This window comes from Algoriphagus jejuensis, assembly GCF_039523455.1.
GTDB classification, from domain to species: domain Bacteria; phylum Bacteroidota; class Bacteroidia; order Cytophagales; family Cyclobacteriaceae; genus Algoriphagus; species Algoriphagus jejuensis.
Genome location: NZ_BAAAFI010000042.1, coordinates 22,723 through 43,667, shown reverse-complemented (window position 1 = coordinate 43,667; position 20,945 = coordinate 22,723). Strand labels below are relative to the sequence as shown.

Genomic DNA, 20,945 nt, shown 5'->3' with positions numbered 1-20,945 from the left:
TTAGGTTGGCAGATTGGGTTTTAGGAATCATGTTTTTTACCTTTTCAAAACCATGGAAAAAACCCAATACCTACCCTTCCGACTGCCGGCACTTTTGTTTTTTGGTGCTTTGTGTTTCACTCTTTTGCCGCATGTCACGGTTTTGGCAGACTCAATCCCTCGAGAGGACTTTCAAGAGCTGCGTCCAAACATTATCCTGATCCTGACCGATGATCAGGGTTGGGGAGATTTGAGTAGCTCTGGAAACCCGGACCTGTCCACCCCCAATATCGATTTGCTAGCCAAAAATGGAGTTTCTTTTGATAAATTTTACGTGAGCCCTGTCTGCTCCCCCACGCGTGCCGAGTTGCTTACTGGTCGGTACCATGTTCGGGCCGGCGTATATTCCACTTCCGAAGGCGGAGAGCGAATGGACTTGGACGAAACGACCATTGCTGATATCTTCAAAGAAAACGGTTACCAAACTGCGGCCTATGGCAAGTGGCATAGCGGCGCACAATATCCCTATCATCCCAACGGCCGGGGATTTGATGATTTCTACGGCTTCTGTTCGGGGCATTGGGGAAATTACTTTGACCCGATGCTGGAGCGTAACGGTGAGGTAGTCGCTGGCAAGGGTTTTATCATCGATGACCTGACGGACAAGGCGATTGATTTTGCGGAAGCAAACCGTGACAAGCCATTTTTCCTCTATTTGCCCTATAACACGCCGCACAGCCCCATGCAGGTGCCGATGCCGTATTGGGAGAGGTTCAAAGGCAAACCACTCAGCAGCCATCGCTATACCGATCAGGAGGATCTCGACCACAGTCGGGCGGCCTATGCAATGGTCGAAAACATCGATTGGAACCTTGGTCGCTTGATGGAAAAGGTTGGACAGTTGGGGTTGTTGGATAACACGATTGTAATTTACTTGTCTGACAACGGTCCAAACGGATCGCGCTGGAATGGGGAGATGAAAGGTAAAAAGGGATCCGTCGATGAAGGTGGAGTCCGAAGTCCGCTGTTTATCCAGTGGAAGGGGAAGCTGGAAGCTGGAAAAAAGATTCCCCAAGTAGCAAGCGCAATCGACCTTTTGTCAACTCTGACTTCCCTGGCAAAAATTGAGCATGGATCAAAGAAAACCCTCGATGGCAAAGATCTTTCTCCTTTACTTTTGGGCGAGTCTGCGTCTTGGGAGAACAGGTATGTGATTTCTCACTGGGCAGGGAAAACAAGCGTTCGTGATGAGAATTTCATTTTGGATGAAAAAGACCAACTCTTTGACCTGAAGGCTGATCCAGGGCAGTACAAAGTGGTGACAGTAGAGCATCCGCAAATTCATGCAAAGATGCTTTCTGCGAAAAGAGAATGGATCGCAGAAGTGGCCACAGAGCTGCCTGAGGAGGATTTGAGGAGCTTTGCGTTAGGTCATCCCGATTTCCGATTTAACCAACTTCCGGCGCGGGATGCCGTCGGTCACGGGGGTGTCAAAAGATCCAGTCGGCACCCAAACAGCTCCTTTTACACCAATTGGACTTCGCTGTCCGACAGTCTTACTTGGGACGTAGAGGTGCTGGCAGATGGAGAGTTTGAGGTGGAGATATACTACACCTGTGAACCGGATAAAATAGGTTCTCAAATTCAACTGAGCATGGGGGCTGACTTACTGGAAGGTCGAATTAGTAGAGCCGTGGACTCCCAATTGGTCGGGGCTGATCAAGACCGCTCACCGAGACAAGAATCGTATGAGCAAAACTGGGGTAAGATGACGATGGGGAAGATCAGGCTGAAGAAGGGAGCAGGGCAACTCAAGCTCAAAGCACTGGAGATTCCGAGTGGAACAGTGATGGATTTCCGGTTGATGACTTTGACGAGGATCTAGCTTCGGAGCAAACGGCCGTGCTTTCGCCGATAGCAAAGATAAAGAGCCAGTAGACACTTCTGGGATCGCTAGAAGTTCAAAGGATCCAAGTGCTTGAAGTGCCCGTTGAGTTTGATCTTTTCTTTCGCCAGTTCCACGGCCTTGATCACTGGAATCATCCTCTTGAAATGTTTGATCAAATACTCAGTTCGCTGGCTCTCTGACTCCAGCTGAAGCAACTCCAGCTCTTCCTCCAGTTTCAGCCCCAGCTTGTGGGTGAAGGTGTAGGAGTTGACGGCGTCAGGATCAAAGTCTCCCTGGTAGTTCAAGAGATGAAGCATTTCCTTCAGGTAGAAGATGAACTCATGATGGAGGAACTCGGGGATTTTAGGATCGTCGTTCAGGTAGGCTATTGTTCCGCCGGCATAGAGCTTTCCCTCCATGGGGTTATCGAAACTCAGGATTTTGAACGGCCTCAGTCCGCGGGTTTGAATGTCCAGGCGGCCATCCTCGTAGCGTTTGTTTATTTTCTCTAGAACCACCTCTGTTCCAAACCCGCTCAGCGAGTTTAGATAGACGCATATTCCAAAGCTTTTCCGAGTCTCCTCTACGTCAGCAATGAGCTGTCGATACCTGGGCTCGAAAATATGCAGGTTGAGCTCCTCTCCGGGGAAAGCCACTAGCTTCAATGGAAAAAATGGCAGATACATAGTCAGATGTTTAAGTCGTAACCAAAAGCTATGATTTGGTTTGCATTAACTCATCCTTTGAAACGAAAAAAGCCCCGAAATCTTCGGGGCTTTTGATAATTATTTTTTCGCGATGAAGGCGAGCAAGTCAACAACCTTGTTGGAATAGCCCCACTCGTTGTCATACCATGAAACTACTTTCACGAATGTGTCAGAAAGTTGGATTCCAGCTCCGGCATCGAAGATGGAAGTTCTCGGATCACCGATGAAGTCGTTAGACACGACATCATCCTCCGTGTAGCCAAGCACACCCTTCATGGTAGTCTCGGATACTTCCTTCATTTTAGCACAGATCTCAGCGTATTTCGCGGGCTTCTTCAGTCTCACAGTTAAGTCAACCACAGAAACGTCCGGAGTAGGAACTCGGAACGCCATACCAGTCAATTTGCCGTTTAGCTCAGGGATTACTTTTCCTACAGCTTTAGCAGCACCAGTTGAGGATGGGATGATGTTTTGGCCGGCGCCACGTCCACCTCTCCAGTCTTTGGCAGATGGGCCATCGACGGTTTTCTGAGTTGCTGTAGTCGCGTGTACAGTAGTCATCAAACCTTCTTCGATACCCCAGTTGTCATTTAGGACTTTGGCGATTGGTGCAAGGCAGTTGGTGGTACAAGATGCGTTAGACACGAAAACCATGTCTGAAGTGTAGGCGTCTTCGTTTACGCCCATCACGAACATCGGTGTGTCGTCCTTAGACGGAGCAGACATGATTACTTTCTTGGCCCCTGCGTCGATGTGTCCTTGTGCGGTTTCTTTTGTCAAAAAGATACCTGTAGATTCGATGATATAGTCAGCTCCGATTTCGCCCCATTTTAGCGAAGCTGGGCTTTTTTCAGCAGTTACACGGATGGTGTTACCATTGACGATCAGGGAGCCGTCTTTTACTTCGACAGTGCCTTTGAATTGGCCGTGCGTCGAGTCGTATTTTAGCATGTAGGCCATGTACTCGACGTCAATCAAGTCATTGATGCCTACTACTTGGATGTCTTCTCTTTCTTGCGCTACGCGAAAAGCGAGGCGTCCGATTCTTCCGAATCCGTTGATTCCTACTTTAATCTTGCTCATAAGTATTGTTGATTTTGAATATAGGTTTGATTCCAAAAACTCGACAGGAGACCATCTTAGGTCAAAATTTCCCAGCGGCAGGCTAAGTTATTACAAATTAACGGTTACCCCAAACTTCTTTCCCCACACGAAATTGGGAATGACATTGATTTCGATTTCAAACGATTTCGTATTTGAAAATTTTACTTTGGATTGCGAAAATAGAACAGTCCCTATTTTCAAAGAGTTTCAAAACTGAATTTATGCACCTCACGTTTCTGGGCGATCGATAAAGTTTGCCGACACTAAAAAGTAAAACGCTCCAAGGGATCTAAAACCCTTGGAGCGTAGTATTCAAAAAAAGCCAGACTTTCACCTGGCTCTATCCTTAAATGTTATGAAATGGCTTAGGCCAGTTTCGCTAAGATCTCGTTGAAAGTCTCGCTTGGTAGCATGGCTTTCGCGGTCTTTGCAACGTCGGGCCTGAAGTATCCGCCGATGTCCACCGGCTTGCCCTGAGAGCTGTTGTACTCCTCGACGATTTTGTCCTCATTTTCTGCCAAAGCTTTTGCAATCGGCGCGAATTTCGCCTGAAGTCCAGCGTTTTTGGTTTGCGCAGCCAGTGCCTCAGCCCAATAAAGCGCCAAGTAGAAGTGACCGCCACGGTTGTCCAACTTGCCAACCACGCGCGCTGGGGACTTATCGTTGTCTAGGAACTTGCCGGTTGCAGTATCCAAGGTTTCTCCGAGAAGCAATGCCTCAGGATTGTTGAAAGTCTGCCCCAAGTGCTCCAAAGAAACCGCAAGCGCCAAGAATTCGCCCAAAGAATCCCATCTCAGGTGCCCTTCTTGGGTGAATTGCTCCACATGCTTCGGTGCAGATCCACCGGCTCCGGTCTCAAACAGGCCTCCGCCGTTCATCAGTGGAACAATGGAAAGCATCTTTGCAGAGGTTCCTACTTCCAAGATCGGGAACAAATCGGTCAGGTAATCTCTGAGTACGTTGCCGGTCACAGAGATCGTGTTTTTTCCTTCTTTGATTCTTTGGCAGGAGAAGATGGTCGCTTCTACGGGAGGCATGATGTGGATTTCCAAACTTGCAGTGTCGTGGTTTGGAAGGTATTTCTCTACTTTTTTGATCAGCTCAGCATCGTGACTTCGCAGCGGATCGAGCCAAAAGACAGCTGGAGTGCCGGAAAGTCTGGCGCGTGTCACGGCAAGCTTCACCCAGTCCTGAATCGGAGCGTCTTTGGTCTGGCACATTCTCCAGATATCTCCGGCTTCCACTTCATGCGAAAGCAACACTTTGCCAGCAGCATTTACTACGTTCACTTTGCCGGCAAAAGGAATTTCAAAAGTCTTATCGTGCGAGCCGTACTCTTCAGCCTTTTGAGCCATCAAGCCGACATTTGGCACGCTGCCCATCGTCGCTGGATCGAAAGCGCCGTTTTCCTTGCAAAAATCTATGGTCGCCTGATAAACTCCGGCGTAAGATCTGTCTGGAATGACCGCTTTTGTATCCTGGAGTTTTCCTCCTTTGTCCCACATCTTGCCAGAGCTGCGGATCATCGCTGGCATGGATGCGTCGATGATCACGTCACTGGGTACGTGTAAGTTGGTGATTCCTTTGTCGGAATTAACCATGGCTACTTCTGGACTTTCTGCGTAGCAGTCATCGATGTCTGAGAGGATTTCGGCTTTTTTATCGGCGTCTAGTTTCTCCAGGTTGGCAAGTAAATCTCCAAAACCGTTGTTTACATCCACTCCGATTGATTCGAAAGTGGCAGCATGTTTCGCAAATACCGGCTCGAAAAACACTTTCACTGCGTGTCCAAAGATGATCGGGTCGGAGACCTTCATCATAGTCGCCTTCAGGTGAAGCGAAAACAAAACACCTTTAGCTTTTGCGTCGGCTTTGGCTTTTTTCAAGAAAGCCTTCAACGCAGAGATGCTCAATGCTGATGCGTCAATGACTTCACCCTCGGACAGCTTCAAGCCAGATTTTAAGGTTTCTTTTTTACCGTCTTTCCCAACCAACTCGATAGAAACGGTGGTTTCTGAATCGAGAGTTACTGATTTTTCACTTCCGTAGAAGTCGCCTTCCGTCATACTGTCCACGTGTGACTTGGAGTCCGAAGCCCATTTACCCATGGAATGAGGGTGTTTCTTCGCGTAGTTTTTCACCGCCAAAGGAGCTCTTCGGTCTGAGTTTCCTTCGCGAAGAACAGGATTTACTGCGGAACCTTTGATCTTGTCGTATTTGGACTTGATGTTTTTCTCTTCTTCGGTTTTCGGCTCTTCCGGGTAGTCGGGAAGTGCATATCCTTGAGCCTGGAGTTCTTTGATGGCAGCTTTCAACTGAGGCACGGAAGCGGAAATGTTTGGAAGCTTCACGATGTTGGCCTCTGGCGTGGTGGCGATTTTGCCCAGTTCGGCGAGGTCGTCATTTATGATTTGTTCAGGCTTCAGATACTCGGGGAAGGTGGAAATAATCCGGCCAGAAAGCGAGATGTCTCTCGTTTCGACCTGCACACCAGCAGACTTGGTGAAGGCTTGTACAATCGGAAGGAGGGAATACGTAGCCAAGGCAGGAGCCTCGTCGGTCAGCGTATAGAGGATTTTTGGAGTTTGATCACTCATAGTTTCAATTGGATGCTAAAAAGGATTTACCTGCTTTGCTTTTCGGGCTTTTGGCTAAGGCCGTCCGTTGAAAAAGATAAAACAGGGTGTGAAATTTGGCGCCTAAAATACAAAAATTAGGCTTGTTTCAAACCCCGGTGGCGTAAAGTCCGGGAATTAAAGCTGAATGGATTTCAAAGGATTCGGAACTCATCTGCGTCTTTCCAGGCGGGAAACTTCGTTCGGAATTCGGTCAGCTTTTCCGCAGAGAAAGTAATGATTTGGATCTGGTCTTTTTCTCCCAAATCGGAGATTTTTTCTCCTTTAAAGTCATAGGCGGCTGAATGTCCGGAGTAGGCGATGCCGTTGCCATCGGAGCCGATCCGATTCACGCCAATGGAATAGGAGAGGTTTTCGATGGCTCTGGCGGGGAGCAACGCATCCCAAGCGGAGACCCGTGCGGCCGGCCAAGAGGCGATGTAGAAAATGACGTCGTAACTGGCGACATTGTTTTCCCATCGATTTCTCGACCAAAGCGGGAATCTCAAATCGTAGCAAACCTGCGGGCAGATTTCCCAGCCTTTAAGGTTGAAAACGGGGAGCTTGAGACCGGGAGAAAAAATCCGGTCTTCATTGGCCATTCTGAAAAGGTGTCGCTTGTCGTAGTGTTCGGTATAGCCATCCGGATTGACCCAAAGGAGGCGGTTGTAATATTTGCCTCCCTCTGAAATCACGACGCTTCCGGTGATGGTGGCTTTGGTCTGCGCAGCCATCTGCTTCATCCATTTACAGACCGTCAGATTCATCGGCTCAGCGATTTTTGCAGCCTCCATGCTGAACCCCGTCGGAAACATTTCGGGAAGGATAATCAAATCGGCTTTCTTTTTTAAGTCCCAAATTTTCTCTTCCAGCATCGCCAGGTTGGCAGTCTTATCCTGCCAATGAAGGTCTGTCTGCACGAGCGCGACGCGGAGTTCGGGGCTTCTTCCCATTATTTCAAAGGGTAAATCATTCGGTAGTCTGTAGAGATCTTGCCTTTACTGACATCGATCAATTTAGCTTGGATCATTCGCTTTTTCAAGCCTTTGAGATAGTCGATGAAAAGTATGCCTTCGAGGTGATCGTATTCATGTTGGATCACGCGGGCAGTCATGCCGGAGAATTCCTCTTCCTTCAGATTCCAGTTCTCGTCAAAGTACTCCAATGTGAGTTTGTCCGGGCGGATGATCTCTGCACGCACCTCTGGAATGCTGAGGCAGCCTTCCTCAAAACCGTAGTCGTCACCATATTCCTCGACGATAATCGGGTTGATGAAGACACGACGGATTCCTTTTTCCTCATCGTCTTCGTCCAGCATCAGGCTGCTGTCGATTACAAACAGTCTGACGCCTTGGTTGATCTGCGGCGCAGCGAGTCCAACTCCGCTGGCAAAGTCCATCGTGGCATACATGTCGTTGATCAGCGCTGTCAGATCAGTGCCCTCTGGAATATCTTCCGCTTCTTTTTTGAGGATGGGATTGCCGTAGGCGACTATCGGGTAAATCATTGTTGTGCGAGGTAAGATTGTAATATGATTGCCGCGGAGACTTTGTCCAGATTTCCGGTCTTTTCTCTGCGGTCTTTCTTTTTGCTACCCATGGCGATCATACTCTGCATGGCCATCTTGGAGGTGAACCGTTCATCCACCAGGGCTATTTTTTTTTCGGGGAAAGCTTTATCAAGTTCTTCTTTCAGCTTTATTACCCTTGGAGTCATTTCGTTGTCCTGGCCGTTGAGCCGGGTAGGCAGTCCGAGGACCAAGGCTTCGACCTCTTCTTTGGCACAATAGGCCTTGAGAAAAGCCATCAACTGACCAGTCTCGATGGTTTCCAGCGGACTGGCTAGGATTTTCAGCGGATCGGTAACCGCCAAACCCGTTCGCTTAGTTCCCAAGTCAATGGCTAGAACTCTGGGCATCAGTTGGTGCGGATTTTTTTTCGGATGGTGCGAAGCGCTTCCTTTTCCAATTCTACTGCTTTTGGGAAAAGCAATTCGTCTTCGATCTTGGCGTGGATGGCGAGTTCCTTCTCGAAATTTTGTAGCTCGTGATAGAGTACTTTCATCGTCAACGGTGCGCTCTCTTCCAGAAAATAATCCCGGGTCAACCGTCTGATTCCTTCCATTTCATCATCGTGAATTTCATGCTGATCGGCCAACAAATGAATCGGATCTTTCTCCAGGATTGTCAACGCATCCTGAATCCGGTAGTGTCCGTCTTCGATGTCCTGGAGGATTTCGATCCGCTTAAATAGACGGCTTTCCTCCTCGTGGATGTGATGGATGAAATCCTCCACAAAAAGCGGAAACATGATTCGGAGATCAGCCATTAAAGCACCAAAATTTTGCTCGGGCTGAATGCCAGAAATGAGATTGGACAGGAAAGGGAGCTCCTGACGGACGAAGAAATAGTGCTTTTTTTTGAGGTACGCGACGAGCAGCTCAATGGGGTTGAGGTAGAGTTCTTCGGGAGTAGGGTCGACCCGCATTGCCCAAGACTCCAATTCAGCGATCAGCGTCCTAGGATTGACTTTGTGTCTGCGGCAGACTTTTTCCAAAGAATCGGTCGGGTACTGATAAAAGCTGATTCCGAAATAATGCAGCACAGCCGCGAAAACATAGTTTTCCGAAACTAATTCACCTACAGAAGACTTTTCGAAATCCCGATTCGAGTACATCGCACAAAATTAATTTTTTTGGAGGAAAAAGGGGAATAAATCTGACCTTTAGCGATCCCGGTCGTACAAACAATCGTTAATTTTATCTAAAAACAGTTTCCTTCTTGGATCATTTATCGGTAGTTTGAGTTAATTGAATACAAAATCAGAGAAAAAGTGAGCGAGACTAAGAATACCAAATCACAAATCCGGCTGCCGATCATTCTTGCCCTAGCAATTTCTGCGGGGATTTGGATCGGAGCGACCTTTGCTGAGCCGAAGAGCAATCAAAACGATTTGAGAGCTGCGCTATACAAGCTTCAGGAAATCATGACCTATATCAATCGTGACTACGTCGATAGCGTAAACACGAATGAACTCGTGGAATATGGGATTACCAAAATGCTTGAGAATCTAGATCCGCACTCCAGCTATATCCCGGCACGGGACGCTTCCCTGGCCCAGTCTCAATTGGAGGGAGAGTTTGATGGAATCGGTGTTGAATTCGGAATTATCAGAGATACCATTTACGTGGTTGCTCCTTTGACCGGCGGTCCTTCAGAGGCGCTGGGAATCCAATCCGGAGATCAGATCATCACGGTGGACGGGGAAACCGTAGCGGGAATTGGCATCACCAATCGGGATGTTTTTGACTATCTGAGAGGCCCAAGAGGCTCAAAAGTCACCGTGGACATCAAACGAAGAAATCAACCCCAGCTGATTTCCTATGAGATCACCCGGGATAAAATCCCTCAATACAGCATCAACGCTGCCTATATGGTCAATCAGGAGATCGGCTATATCAAGGTAAGCCGATTTGCGGCGACCACCTACGAGGAATTCAAAACTTCCCTTGCCGAATTGGAAGCAAAGGGAATGAAAAAACTCATCATTGACCTTCAGGGAAATCCCGGCGGATACATGGGAGCGGCGATCAATATGGCTGATGAACTTTTGGGAGACCGTGACGTGATCGTTTCTCAAGTCGGGAAAGTTAGCCAGTACAGCCAAAAAGCATTTGCGTTCAAGCCGGGCATGTTTGAGGAAGGTTCTGTGATCGTCTTGATCAATGAGGGGTCTGCGTCGGCTTCAGAGATTTTGGCCGGAGCGATTCAGGACAACGACCGTGGACTGATTGTCGGCAGACGTTCTTTTGGCAAAGGACTTGTTCAGATGCCGATTGATTTGTCAGACGGAGCAGAGCTGAGATTGACCATCGCGAGGTATTTTACTCCCTCTGGAAGATCGATCCAGAAGCCTTATGATTCCAATTATGACGCCTATGAAACGGATTTGATGAATCGCTACACCCATGGGGAGTTTTTCTCTGCGGATAGTATCAAGTTTAATGACAGTCTGAAATACGAAACCAAGAAAGGTCGAACCGTCTACGGAGGCGGAGGCATCATGCCGGACTATTTCGTGCCGTTGGATACGACGATGAACAGCGTTTACGTCAACAAACTATTCAATACCGATGCTTCCAGAGAGTACATCCTTGACTTTGTTACCAAAAACAAGAGTAGCTTCTCGTCCATGAGCTTGGATCAATATTACTCCGACTACACCGTAAGTGATGCCATGTTGATGGATTTGGTGGAGTTTGGGAAAAAGAGCAAAGTGGAGTTTGATGCCAAGGATTTTGCCAAGTCGAAAGAATATCTTAGAATCTTGGTGAAGGCACATTTGGGACGGCAGATCTATGATGACAATGCGTTTTACCGAGTGGTTAATGATATTAATGAAGTGTACCTACAAGCAATGAATCTCTTCGGAGAAGCGGATCGAATCTCCATGGCGGAGACATTGAAGATGCCCGGAATCGAAGAGTAACTTTGTTTGCCAAACTATTGAGAAAGCCAATCCATATCGGATTGGTTTTTTTGTTTTTAAAAATTTGGCCCGACCTTAGGACATGAGTGAGCCTGCTTGGCTCTTTAATCATTTTTTATGACTAATAATTCAAAAATCAAAATCAACCATATCGCCATCCACGTAGCTGATCTGGGGCGTAGCAAGGTTTTCTTTGCCGACGTCCTGGGACTTCAGGAGATCGATGAACCTTTCAAAGATGGGCTGCATGCCTGGTATGACATTGGCGGTGGAGCTTCTGTTCATCTGATAGAGGAACTTCATTTGGTTCCTCCTTTGGAAATATCCAAAACCAATCACCTCTGTTTCAGTGTGGCGAATATGGATGACTACATCGAAAACCTCAGAAGAAAAAATTGCGCTTTTCAGGACTGGGCAGGAGAGCAGGGCAAGATTCATGTCAGGCCGGATGGAATTCGGCAGATCTTTTTCAGAGATCCAGATAACTATTGGATAGAAGTGAATGATGATTTTTAATCTGACCTGCAAATTCCTTTTCTCGGCAAATCTTAAAGTCGACTTATAAATAGAGATTTGCTTCAATTTTATTGAAAATCCTGAGCCTTTGGCCAAAAAAAACTATTATCGAAGAGTAAACCCCATAATGCCATGAAAAAAATACTAACCCTCGCGCTTGTTCTGTTTTCGTTCAGCTCCTTTGCGCAGATCAAGGTCAACCATATTGCAGTGCATGTTTCAGATTTGAAGAAAGGCATGGACTTCTACCAAAACGTCCTTTCTCTGAAAGAAATCGAAGAGCCCTTCAAAGACGGCATACACGCCTGGTACGATATCGGCGGTGGATCGGCACTTCACCTGATTGAAGTGAAGGATGTGCCAAAGGAAAAGTCCAAAACCAATCATCTTTGCTTCAGCATTCCAGACATGGAGTCTTTTGTCCAAAATATGAAAGACAAAAATTACCCCTTTGAAAGCTGGGCCGGAGTCAAAGGCGAGGTCACCAATCGGGTGGATGGGGTCAAGCAGATCTACATCCAGGATCCCGATGGTTATTGGCTGGAGATCAACGATGATTTCTGATTAGGGCGCTGAAGTCGGTTTTCCGGGGGCTCTTTCTTTTGACGATGAACGCTTTCGCTCACCTCTCCGGAGAAAACCGCCAAGGAAATTAACGGATAAGAAATATTCTCATCAGGTAATCTAACCCAACTTTTACGCATGTTTTTTACCCTCATCCGATTACAGTTTCTGAAGAGCTTTCGCTCTACTTCTTTTGCAAAAAGCCTATTGGCCAATATCCTGCTTGGGTTTTTGATGGTGTTGCTGTTGAGCTACGTAGTCGGGATCGGTGTCTTGCTCAAATTTATCCTAGAGAAAGTAGCTCCGGATCAAGATCACATTGCCTTGGTCAATAGCTTCATCATTTACTTTTTTCTGGGGGAGTTTCTTTACCGATATTTTATCCAAAAACTGCCGGTGGTCGAGCTGGAGAGTTTGCTTCATCTGCCCATCGGCAAGAGCCGGATCATCCAGATGCTCCTGACTCGATCATTCGTCTCTGCGCTGAATATCATCGCCATTCTGCTGGTGACGCCATTCGCCGTCCAAGTGATCAGCGAAACCTATGGCGGCTTTGGCGCACTGTCTTGGGTTGCTACGATCGCACTGGCGAGCTGGGCCCTGCATTGGTTTATGCTGTGGTTTAAGCAGCGCTTTGAGGACAGTCTGATCGGATTGGTTGGTGTTTTCATTGTTTTGGTTGCTGGGGCTGGGTCGAGCTACATGGGTTGGTTTAATCTGGGCGAGCTGGTGCAGCCGGTGTTTGCCTATGCCCTGGTCAGTCCCATTCCGGTAGTCGGGGCGCTGGTAGCGATGGGGATTGCATATTTCCTTTGCTATCGGTTTTATGTGTCCCATGCCTATTTGGAGGACCTTTCTACAGAGGAGGACGTACGATTTGTCAATCAGTCCATTGGCTTTTTTGCCAGATTTGGACTGGCAGGGGAGTTCGCCAACGTTGAATGGAAGCTGATTGTCCGTCACAAGAAAAGCCGAACCTTTCTGATGTTGACGGCTTTCTTCCTGCTGTACGGTTTGATCTTTTACAACAATCCCGCCTACACTACCGAGGATGGATTTAGCTTCATTTTCATCTTTGTGGGAGTTTTTATCACCGGGATTTTCATGATCCAATATGGTCAGTTGTTTCTTAGTTGGAATTCGTCCAATTTTGATTTTTATCTCAATCAACGGGGCGGAATAGAAGCTTTGGTGAAGGGGAAATACCTGCTCTTTCTCTCGATTTCCCTGATTTGCTTCCTTGCCTCCGTTCCCTACGCGTACTTCGGATGGCATTTTCTCCTGATCCACCTCGCGACTTTCCTGTTTAATGTCGGGATACTGGTTCACGTGATTATCTACCTTGCACTTTGGAAGCCAAAACCCATGGATCTCAACAAAGGAGCGATGTTCAACTACGAGGGCGTTGGTGCGGCTCAGTTCCTCATTATGATTCCCATGATGCTAGGACCGTACTTGATTTATGTGCCGTTTTCATTGCTTTTCAACGACTACGCCGGTCTCCTGGCGCTGGGAGTGACAGGTGTCTTGGGGATATTCGGATTTAAGCGTCTTTCCACAATCAACATCAACCGCATCCTCGCCAACCGCTACGAAATTTCATCCTCCTTCCGTCAAGAACTATGATTCAGCTATCTCAACTCAAAAAACAATACAAAGAAGCCGTCGTCCTGGATGTGTCCGCCCTCGAGATTTCCAGCGGAGAGTGCTTTGGACTCGTGGGAAACAACGGTGCAGGTAAGACCACCCTGTTTCGGATCATGCTTGATTTAGTGAGGGCGACGACAGGATCTGTCACCATCAATGGAGAGGATGTAAGCAAAACTGAGGAATGGAAAGCCAAAACCGGCGCCTATCTTGATGAGCATATGTTGCTGGCCTACCTCACTCCGGACGAATATTTCGAAACGCTTCGTGTTATCTATGGCCTATCGGTTGCCGACTTGAAACTGCACTTGGATAAGTTTACTGAGTTTTTCAACGATGAGGTATTGGGGAAAAAGAAGTACATCCGCGATCTGTCCAAAGGCAACCTGAAGAAAGTCGGTATCGCTGCCGCGCTGATGGGAAATCCGGAAGTGGTGTTGCTGGATGAACCTTTTGAAAATCTGGACCCCAGTTCGCAGATTCGCCTGAAAAAGCTGATTTTGCGAGAAAAGGAAAATTCAAAAATCACCTTTTTGATTTCCAGCCACGACCTAAACCACGTGACCGAGATCTGTGATCGGATCGTGTTGTTGGAGAAAGGGAAGATCATCCGAGACCTCCGCGAAAAAGCCGAGATGATGGCCGAGCTGGACGCGTATTTTACGGGGTGATTTTCTGTCAAAGCAAATGTAAGAAGTCTTCCGGAGAAAATCCGGAAGGCTTTTTATTTGGCGTTTGCCAAAGCCAGTTTGGCCAATTCGTAGATCTTTCCCACTTGCTTTTCTTGAAGATGGTTTTCCTTCACGTGTTTTCCTGCTCTGAGTGTAGTTCAAGGTTGAATTTTTGGAATGGCGTTGCCTAGGCGTAATTTGCAATTACGCCTTTCTATCGATACAAATTTGGAATTTGCTACTGTCAAAAAACATTTTTTATGGGAGAAGCCTACCAGATTAGGGATCAAGAAATGCCCTATTTTCTTACTTTTCAAGTGGTTGGTTGGGCTGATGTTTTTACAAGAAAGGCATATCGGGATTTTATTTTGGAAAACCTTTCGTATTGCCGAATAGAAAAGGGATTGTACGTATATGGTTATGTTATCATGAGCAATCATATTCATTTGGTAGTTCAGCAAAAGGACGGGGAATTGTCGGATTGGGTGCGAGATTTCAAGAAGTTTACCAGCAAGAAGTTATTGAAAATGATCCTAGAGAATCCGCAGGAAAGTAGGAGGGAATGGTTGAAGATGATTTTTGAGTATCATGCGGAGTTTAATAAGCGTTCAGGCGATTTGCAGTTTTGGACGCATGAAAATCATGCGATAGAATTGTATCGGCCTGAGATGATCGAGAGTCGGATGAAGTACATTCATGAAAATCCCGTTAGGGCAGGCTTGGTCGAAAATGCCGAAGACTACCTATATTCCAGTGCCAGAAATTATTCAGGCCTAAATGGCTTAATAGAAGTAGATTATTGGTGATGAAAGTGTCCTGGCCAATTGGAAATTGGCAGGGATATTAGGGTGAAGTTGCAAACTTCACCCAGTCCCGACGAAGATTTGACTACACCCAGACGGGGGAAAGGTGGGTGAAAGCGTTTCTGGGGGTGATTTTGGTTATGCCATCAAGCCTCCGTTAGGATCCTCAAATGGAATTGAAAACGTACTGAAGTCCGGAGAAGATGGAGTGATTAATTTGACCAAGACTCATCCGTCCTGCATCCTGACTGATCAGGCTGGCCTTGTCATTCCCGTAATCTATCAAAGCAATGGAAAAACCTTTGGCGGTGGTGAAATTCCAGACGCTGAGCAGGTAGTTCATTTGCTGGTTTACTTCCAGTAGACAAGTTTTTTTGAGTATAAGATTTTTGATGTCGTCGTTGATGTAGCCACACGCAGATTTTTTGAAACAGCTCCTACTAGTTTTTCTGTCCTGCCCAAACATTGGACATTATTACCTTCATTCTGGATTTTTGACTTTGTGATGGGGACTACTTTAGCAGGGTTGGGCAACTCCATCAGGTGGTAGGCAAAAATAATTATGAATATGATCACAAAGAAGATTTGGATAATTTCAGCAGTACTTAGCTGTATCGTTTTTCAATCATTTTCACAAACCGATAGTGCCATAAAAGATGAAAACGGCAGACATGTGATCCCGAGGGGCTTCGTAGTGAGTACAAACGATGCGGTGGGCGAGCTTTTTTACACCCCTGACGACTACCTGAGGATGGTGAGGATGGGCGCCAACTATCAGGTAATCCGGCTGGAGTTGGGTAAACTGAGCACCTTTCCCGGCGGGAAACTTTCGCCCGATTATCTGCTCAAGCTGGACAGTCTGGTCGACCTGGGACACAAGCACGGGATCAAGACCGTCTTCAAGATGACCGTGTACGGAGTGAGGGGCTTCAACTGGGAGAAGTTTTACCGAAACGAAGACGGAGAACAGGAAACCTACATCGATGCCTGGAAAAACATCTGGGTCCGATACAAGGACAACGCGGCCGTGAAGGGCTATGATCTGGTCAACGAGCCCAGAAAGTACGACATGGAGATCTCCTATACAGATCTGACCAACGACTACCTCGTCCCGATCTACCAAAAAATCATCGATGCGTATCGCAAGGTGGATCAGGGAAAACTGATGTACTGCCAGGCGATCTTTATGAATAAGGGCGACGCGATCAACCACAATCAATACGCGGAGATCACCAAGGCCATCGACCGCGAGGATGTGGTGTTTACCCCGCATATCTATCAAAACAAGAAACAATGGATAGGGCCGACCATGTTGCGGTTTGTCAAAGAGGCAGAACTCCAAGATGGCCCCATGCTTATCGGGGAGTGGGGTTTTCCCACGTTGATGTCTACCGATACATCCGCTGCGGATCAGCGGGACTACATGGACTACTACATCTACACCGTAAACTTGTTTGACAGCCTCCGAGTTGGGACGATCAAAGCCTGGTTTTCGGGAAATAGAGTGATGCAGGACTTTCTGCCCGGCGGGCCATCTACTTGGGCGATATTCAGCGATTCCGTTGGCGTGGGAACGGCAGAGAGAAAGTACATCACCGACATCATCGCGCGGCCCTATCCGCAGGCCATCGCAGGAGACATCCATTCCTTCAAATTTGACTTTGCCACGCGCAAGCTTCACGTGAGTCTCATGACTGATAGCTCCAAAGGAGCCTCAAGGTTGTTCATCGGAGCCAATCGCCACTATCCGGATGGATTTACCCTACGCGTGGGAGATGGGCTGGTATTAGTCCACGATCCCCTCAAGCAAGCCGGACTGGAGGTCGTGAAGAACACCGGAAGATGGGCCGTGGATGACTTCATCTGGGATGAAACCCGGCAGCAGTTGACTATATTAAGATGGCCAAAAGACCAAGCGGAACTTTCCCTCCTCGTGGAGCCGGGAGTGAGACGATGAGCCTCTCTTTATTGCTCAAGCCACTTTCTGCCAGAAAAATCCATCTCAGCATGTCCATCAAATTAGATAAAACGGTACCGGCAATAATTTTAGGGCTTTTGATCTCGGCTTCGGTTTGGGGACAAAAAGTGACCGGCCTTGTAGCCGAAGAGCAGCAGGGCCTAGTAGTCGTGGAGGCGGAAGCTTTTGCGCAGCAAACCCTGATAGAAAAGCGGAAATGGTACCTCTCCACCGAGCTGGATACGCCTACCGTGTCACCTGATCAGGATGGCAATCACGCCAAAGGTGCCAGCAAGCAGGCATATCTCGAGATCCTGCCGGACACTCGGGTTACCCATGACGATGAGTTGATCCGTGGGGAAAATTTCTCGGACCAGCCAGGCCTAATAGCGATAGTCCACTATCCGGTGAAATTCACCAAGCCCGGACGATACTACGTCTGGGTAAGGGCTTATTCCACAGGCAGCGAGGACAACGGCATCCATGTGGGCATAGACGGGACCTGGCCTGAGAGCGGTCAGCGGATGCAGTGGTGTGAGGGAAAAGACAAATGGACCTGGGAAAGCAAGCAGCGGACAAAGGAAGAACACTGCGGCGTGCCCCATCAAATCTTTCTCGATGTCGCAGAGGCAGGCATTCATACCATTCAATTCAGTATGCGGGAGGATGGATTTGAGTTCGATCAATTCCTGCTGACCCAGGATATCAACTACGTCCCCGAAGGAATCCTCGCAGCATCCCCTATTTCAACATCGACTGAAAGCGACAAAATCAGGATAGCGCCGCCGGCCGGAAGGATAGCGATCGTAGCCGATGGCAATTCCCCCGATCCCGATGACCTCGGCGGTACGGGCGTGTCCTTGGCTTTGCTGCGGGCAGCGGGACTGTCCGGGCGATTGGTGCATTATTCCCACAGCTGCGACTTGGTGAGAGGTGACAGGATCTCTGAAAAAGCGGAAAAGGAGCGGCACCACCTGATGCAGTTGGCTTGCGATCTGACGGCGCGACGCTGGGGCGGATACGATTCGCTGGTCTTTTATGATGCACTTTGGCAGCAGAAAGAGACCGTCAGCGATCTCGCCAAAGCGATCGATGCATCCTCGGCCGCAGATCCCTTGTGGATTGTGGAGGCAGGCGAGCCCGACATCATCGGCATGGCGCTGTCGGAGTCTGATCCGGAAAAGCACCGGTTTGTAAAGGTGATCACCCATCACCCGGCAAATGACGACGCGGGGGATTTTTACTCCTGGGCGCAAATCCTCGATTTCGGTGTCGAAGAAGTTCGGATTCCAGACCAAAATATAAACCTCAAAGTTGACCTGCCGCAATGGGATTGGGCCAAAGACCATCCCGACCCCCGACTCCAATGGATTTGGCTTCTCGGCAAGATGGCCGAAGTCGATGACGTGGTGAAATTCCAGAAAGGCAAATGGGATTGTTCCGATGCGGGCATGGTGCTCTACTGGATCACAGGAGCCACCGGCGGTGGCCTGGAGACGGGAAGTGTGGAGGATGTCAAAGGCTTGCTGCTGGACTATATCTCCACCAATCCTCTGTTCGATTGAAAAAAGGTTTTTGCTTCTTATAGTCTGGAAATCAGTTTGGTAAAATCCTTTTTTCCTGCGGGATGAGAAGTGAATATTCTTCCAGATTGGACAAAATCACCCTGTTTTCAGACTTCTGTGCGCCAAGCTTGAACTTTATTTGAGCTGTTCATTAACAATAAACTCAACAGTAAATTTTACCCACTATGCAGGTAAGACGAAATATTAGGCTCCTATTGAGCACGCTTATGATGGCTGCGGTCTTCACAGCCTGTCAGACCAATGCCATGGTCGAGCAGCACGATTCTGATATCGATAAGAAGGTTTCCGAACTATTGGATCAGATGACCTTGGAGGAAAAGGTGGCGGAACTGACGCAGGATGCGCCGCCAAACGAGCGTCTGGGCATTCCGATGATGCGATACAGCGAGTGCCTCCATGGCCTTTGGCTGCCGGGCGCCACAGTCTATCCGCAGGCGATCGCCTTGGGTTCGACCTGGGATCCCGAGTCCATCCGGGCTATGACGACTGCCATTGCCAAGGAAGCACGGGCAGCTAATCTCACGCATTGCTACTCTCCCAACTTGGATGTCATCACGGGTGACGGCAGATATGGAAGAGTAGAGGAGTCCTATGGCGAAGATCCCTACCTGGTGTCCAGGATGGGAGTGGCTTTCATCGAAGGCCTGCAAGGAACCGGAAAGGAGAAGTTTGACGAGAACCATATCCTGGCGACGGCAAAGCACTTCGTGGCCTATCCCGAAAACCGCCGCGGCATCAATGGAGGATTTAGTGATATCTCCGAACGCAGGCTATACGAGATCCATCTGCCGCCCTTTGAGGCAGCGGTGAAGGAGGCAGGCGTAGGTGCCATCATGCCCGGACATCAGGATCTGAACGGCGTTCCCTGTCACATGAATACCTGGTTGATCCAGGACTTGTTGCGCGACGAGTGGGGTTTTGACGGGTTTGTGGTCTCGGATAATAATGACGTCTCTCGGCTGCATCACATGCACTATATCGCCAAATCCAGAAAGGAAGCGGCTGTATTGGGATTGCAGACCGGCGTAGACATGGATTTGGTGATCGGGAAAAATCCTGCGGATGCGGCCTACATCATGAATGTGCTGCAGGACACGCTGAAAAGCAATCCGAGTCTGGTCAAATACGTGGACGAAAGCGTGACCCGCATCTTGAAGATGAAGTATAGACTGGGCCTGTTTGACCAGGAAAATTCCGACGAAGTGAGACCAGTGGTCAGCACTCCGGAAAGCCAGGAATTGGCGCTGGATATAGCAAAGAAGGCGGTTGTCTTGCTAAAGAATGAAAACAACTTGCTGCCTCTAAACAAGGATAAGATCAAGTCCATCGCGGTCATTGGCCCCAACGCCCATGAGGAGGTCGCTGAGGGTAAAAAATACACCCTGATGGGAGGCTATTCCGGCATTCCCCCTTACTATACCTCCGTGTTGGAAGGGATAAAGCAGAAAGTCGGTGACAAAATCCAGGTCAATTATGCCCAGGGAGCGAGTCTCAACAGCGATTCCAAAGCAGGCTTTCAAGAGGCGATAGCTGCTGCGCAAAAATCCGATGTGGTAGTCTTGGCAGTTGGTGGATCTACCCTGACCTGCGGTGAGGGCATTGACAGAGATGACTTGGAGCTTTTCGGAGTGCAAAACGAACTGGTCGAGGCGATCGTCAAGACCGGGAAACCAGTGGTGGTCATCCTGATAAACGGCAGGCCATTGACCATCAATTATATCGCCGAAAATGTCCCTTCCATCATCGAAAGTTGGTACCTCGGCATGAGGAGTGGGGATGCGCTGGCTGAAGTTCTTTTTGGGGACTACAACCCCGGTGGGAAATTGACCGTGTCTTTTCCGCGATCTGTGGGCCAGCTGCCGGTGACTTATCTCGAAAGACCCGATTTTGTAGGCTCAGGCAAGGGAGAGTATAAATTCGCAGATAAGACTCCGCTGTATCCTTTCGGCTTCGGACTGAGCTACACGCAGTTTGAGTATTCCAACTTGAGACTGGCCAAGTCACAAATCCTGCCAAATGAGAAAACCACCGTATCCGTCGATGTGACGAATAGCGGGAAGCTTCAGGGCGATGAGGTGGTGCAGATGTACATCAGGGATGATTTCGCCTCCGTGGGTCGCTATGACAAATTGCTCAAGGGCTTCGAAAGAATTTCCTTGGCTCCCGGAGAGACCAAAACGGTCGAGTTTGAGTTGAATCCGGATAACCTTTCCCTGTACAATCAAAAGATGGAAAAAGTGGTGGAGCCGGGAGATTTTACTATCTCTGTGGGCACCTCCAGTATGGAAAAAGACCTGAACACAATCAAACTGAGCGTACGTTAAGATCGTCAAAGCTCAGCAAAGATGGGTAGAGCTCGCCCATTTAGGGAGGGGGATAGATATCCTTCTCCCTTTTCTGCCTTCTGAGGTCGTGGTGGTT

18 protein-coding genes are annotated in these 20,945 nt (G+C 48.3%); 10 read left to right on the top strand and 8 right to left on the bottom strand.

All coding sequences use genetic code 11. The features are described 5' to 3' along the window. The first annotated feature begins 52 nt into the window (after nt 1-52). Nucleotides 53-1,864, top strand: coding sequence for an arylsulfatase (locus ABD031_RS16605; RefSeq protein WP_343853508.1), 1,812 nt, complete (start codon nt 53-55; stop codon nt 1,862-1,864). 68 nt (nt 1,865-1,932) lie between these two features. Here the strand turns inward: ABD031_RS16605 and ABD031_RS16600 are convergent, their stop codons facing one another. From ABD031_RS16600 to ABD031_RS16570, 7 genes are all read right to left on the bottom strand, one after another. Further along, nucleotides 1,933-2,553 carry an LON peptidase substrate-binding domain-containing protein gene (locus ABD031_RS16600; RefSeq protein ID WP_343853506.1) on the bottom strand — a complete coding sequence of 207 codons (621 nt, stop codon included), beginning with the start codon at nt 2,551-2,553 and terminating at the stop codon, nt 1,933-1,935. A 99-nt stretch (nt 2,554-2,652) separates the two neighbouring features. Next, nucleotides 2,653-3,657, bottom strand: coding sequence for a type I glyceraldehyde-3-phosphate dehydrogenase (gap, locus tag ABD031_RS16595; RefSeq protein WP_343853504.1), 1,005 nt, complete (start codon nt 3,655-3,657; stop codon nt 2,653-2,655). A gap of 386 nt (nt 3,658-4,043) precedes the next feature. Then, nucleotides 4,044-6,275 (bottom strand): NADP-dependent isocitrate dehydrogenase, encoded by a 2,232-nt coding sequence (locus ABD031_RS16590; protein ID WP_343853502.1) that lies wholly within the window; start codon nt 6,273-6,275, stop codon nt 4,044-4,046. A 173-nt stretch (nt 6,276-6,448) separates the two neighbouring features. Beyond that, a complete protein-coding gene (locus ABD031_RS16585) occupies nt 6,449-7,246 on the bottom strand; it encodes an amidohydrolase (protein WP_343853500.1) in 798 nt (265 codons plus the stop codon). Continuing rightward, nucleotides 7,246-7,800, bottom strand: a complete 555-nt coding sequence (gene def, locus ABD031_RS16580) for a peptide deformylase (protein WP_343853498.1) — start codon at nt 7,798-7,800, stop codon at nt 7,246-7,248. Before def ends, ABD031_RS16585 begins: the two co-directional genes overlap by 1 nt. Then, nucleotides 7,797-8,210, bottom strand: a complete 414-nt coding sequence (gene ruvX, locus ABD031_RS16575) for a Holliday junction resolvase RuvX (RefSeq protein ID WP_343853496.1) — start codon at nt 8,208-8,210, stop codon at nt 7,797-7,799. Before ruvX ends, def begins: the two co-directional genes overlap by 4 nt. Further along, nucleotides 8,210-8,968 carry a hemerythrin HHE cation-binding protein gene (locus ABD031_RS16570; protein ID WP_343853494.1) on the bottom strand — a complete coding sequence of 253 codons (759 nt, stop codon included), beginning with the start codon at nt 8,966-8,968 and terminating at the stop codon, nt 8,210-8,212. Before ABD031_RS16570 ends, ruvX begins: the two co-directional genes overlap by 1 nt. 156 nt (nt 8,969-9,124) lie before the next feature. Here ABD031_RS16570 and ABD031_RS16565 point away from each other — a divergent pair, with 156 nt between their 5' ends. The 6 genes from ABD031_RS16565 (at nt 9,125) to ABD031_RS16540 (ending at nt 14,984) form a co-directional block, all read left to right on the top strand. Continuing rightward, nucleotides 9,125-10,780: a S41 family peptidase gene (locus ABD031_RS16565; protein ID WP_343853492.1), complete on the top strand. Its 1,656-nt coding sequence runs from the start codon at nt 9,125-9,127 to the stop codon at nt 10,778-10,780. A 117-nt stretch (nt 10,781-10,897) separates the two neighbouring features. Then, complete coding sequence (locus ABD031_RS16560) at nt 10,898-11,296, top strand: VOC family protein (protein WP_343853490.1); 399 nt, start codon at nt 10,898-10,900, stop codon at nt 11,294-11,296. Between the two features lie 132 nt (nt 11,297-11,428). Continuing rightward, nucleotides 11,429-11,860, top strand: a complete 432-nt coding sequence (locus tag ABD031_RS16555; RefSeq protein WP_343853487.1) for a VOC family protein — start codon at nt 11,429-11,431, stop codon at nt 11,858-11,860. A gap of 138 nt (nt 11,861-11,998) precedes the next feature. Beyond that, a complete protein-coding gene (locus ABD031_RS16550) occupies nt 11,999-13,486 on the top strand; it encodes a DUF5687 family protein (RefSeq protein WP_343853485.1) in 1,488 nt (495 codons plus the stop codon). Then, nucleotides 13,483-14,178, top strand: a complete 696-nt coding sequence (locus ABD031_RS16545) for an ABC transporter ATP-binding protein (protein ID WP_343853483.1) — start codon at nt 13,483-13,485, stop codon at nt 14,176-14,178. Before ABD031_RS16550 ends, ABD031_RS16545 begins: the two co-directional genes overlap by 4 nt. A 260-nt stretch (nt 14,179-14,438) precedes the next feature. Further along, nucleotides 14,439-14,984 (top strand): REP-associated tyrosine transposase, encoded by a 546-nt coding sequence (locus ABD031_RS16540; RefSeq protein ID WP_343853481.1) that lies wholly within the window; start codon nt 14,439-14,441, stop codon nt 14,982-14,984. 163 nt (nt 14,985-15,147) lie between these two features. Here ABD031_RS16540 and ABD031_RS16535 read toward each other — a convergent pair whose 3' ends face one another. Further along, entirely contained in the window at nt 15,148-15,324 is a 177-nt protein-coding gene (locus tag ABD031_RS16535) for a hypothetical protein (RefSeq protein WP_343853479.1), read from the bottom strand. Nucleotides 15,325-15,543: 219 nt separating this feature from the next. On the opposite strand from ABD031_RS16535, the gene ABD031_RS16530 reads away from it, so the two are divergent. The 3 genes from ABD031_RS16530 to ABD031_RS16520 all read left to right on the top strand — a co-directional run bounded on the left by ABD031_RS16530 (nt 15,544) and on the right by ABD031_RS16520 (nt 20,848). Then, nucleotides 15,544-16,938, top strand: a complete 1,395-nt coding sequence (locus ABD031_RS16530; protein ID WP_343853477.1) for a cellulase family glycosylhydrolase — start codon at nt 15,544-15,546, stop codon at nt 16,936-16,938. Nucleotides 16,939-16,988: 50 nt separating this feature from the next. Further along, nucleotides 16,989-18,503 carry a carbohydrate-binding protein gene (locus ABD031_RS16525; protein ID WP_343853475.1) on the top strand — a complete coding sequence of 505 codons (1,515 nt, stop codon included), beginning with the start codon at nt 16,989-16,991 and terminating at the stop codon, nt 18,501-18,503. A 185-nt stretch (nt 18,504-18,688) separates the two neighbouring features. Further along, nucleotides 18,689-20,848, top strand: a complete 2,160-nt coding sequence (locus tag ABD031_RS16520) for a beta-xylosidase (protein ID WP_343853473.1) — start codon at nt 18,689-18,691, stop codon at nt 20,846-20,848. Nucleotides 20,849-20,945 lie beyond the last annotated feature (97 nt).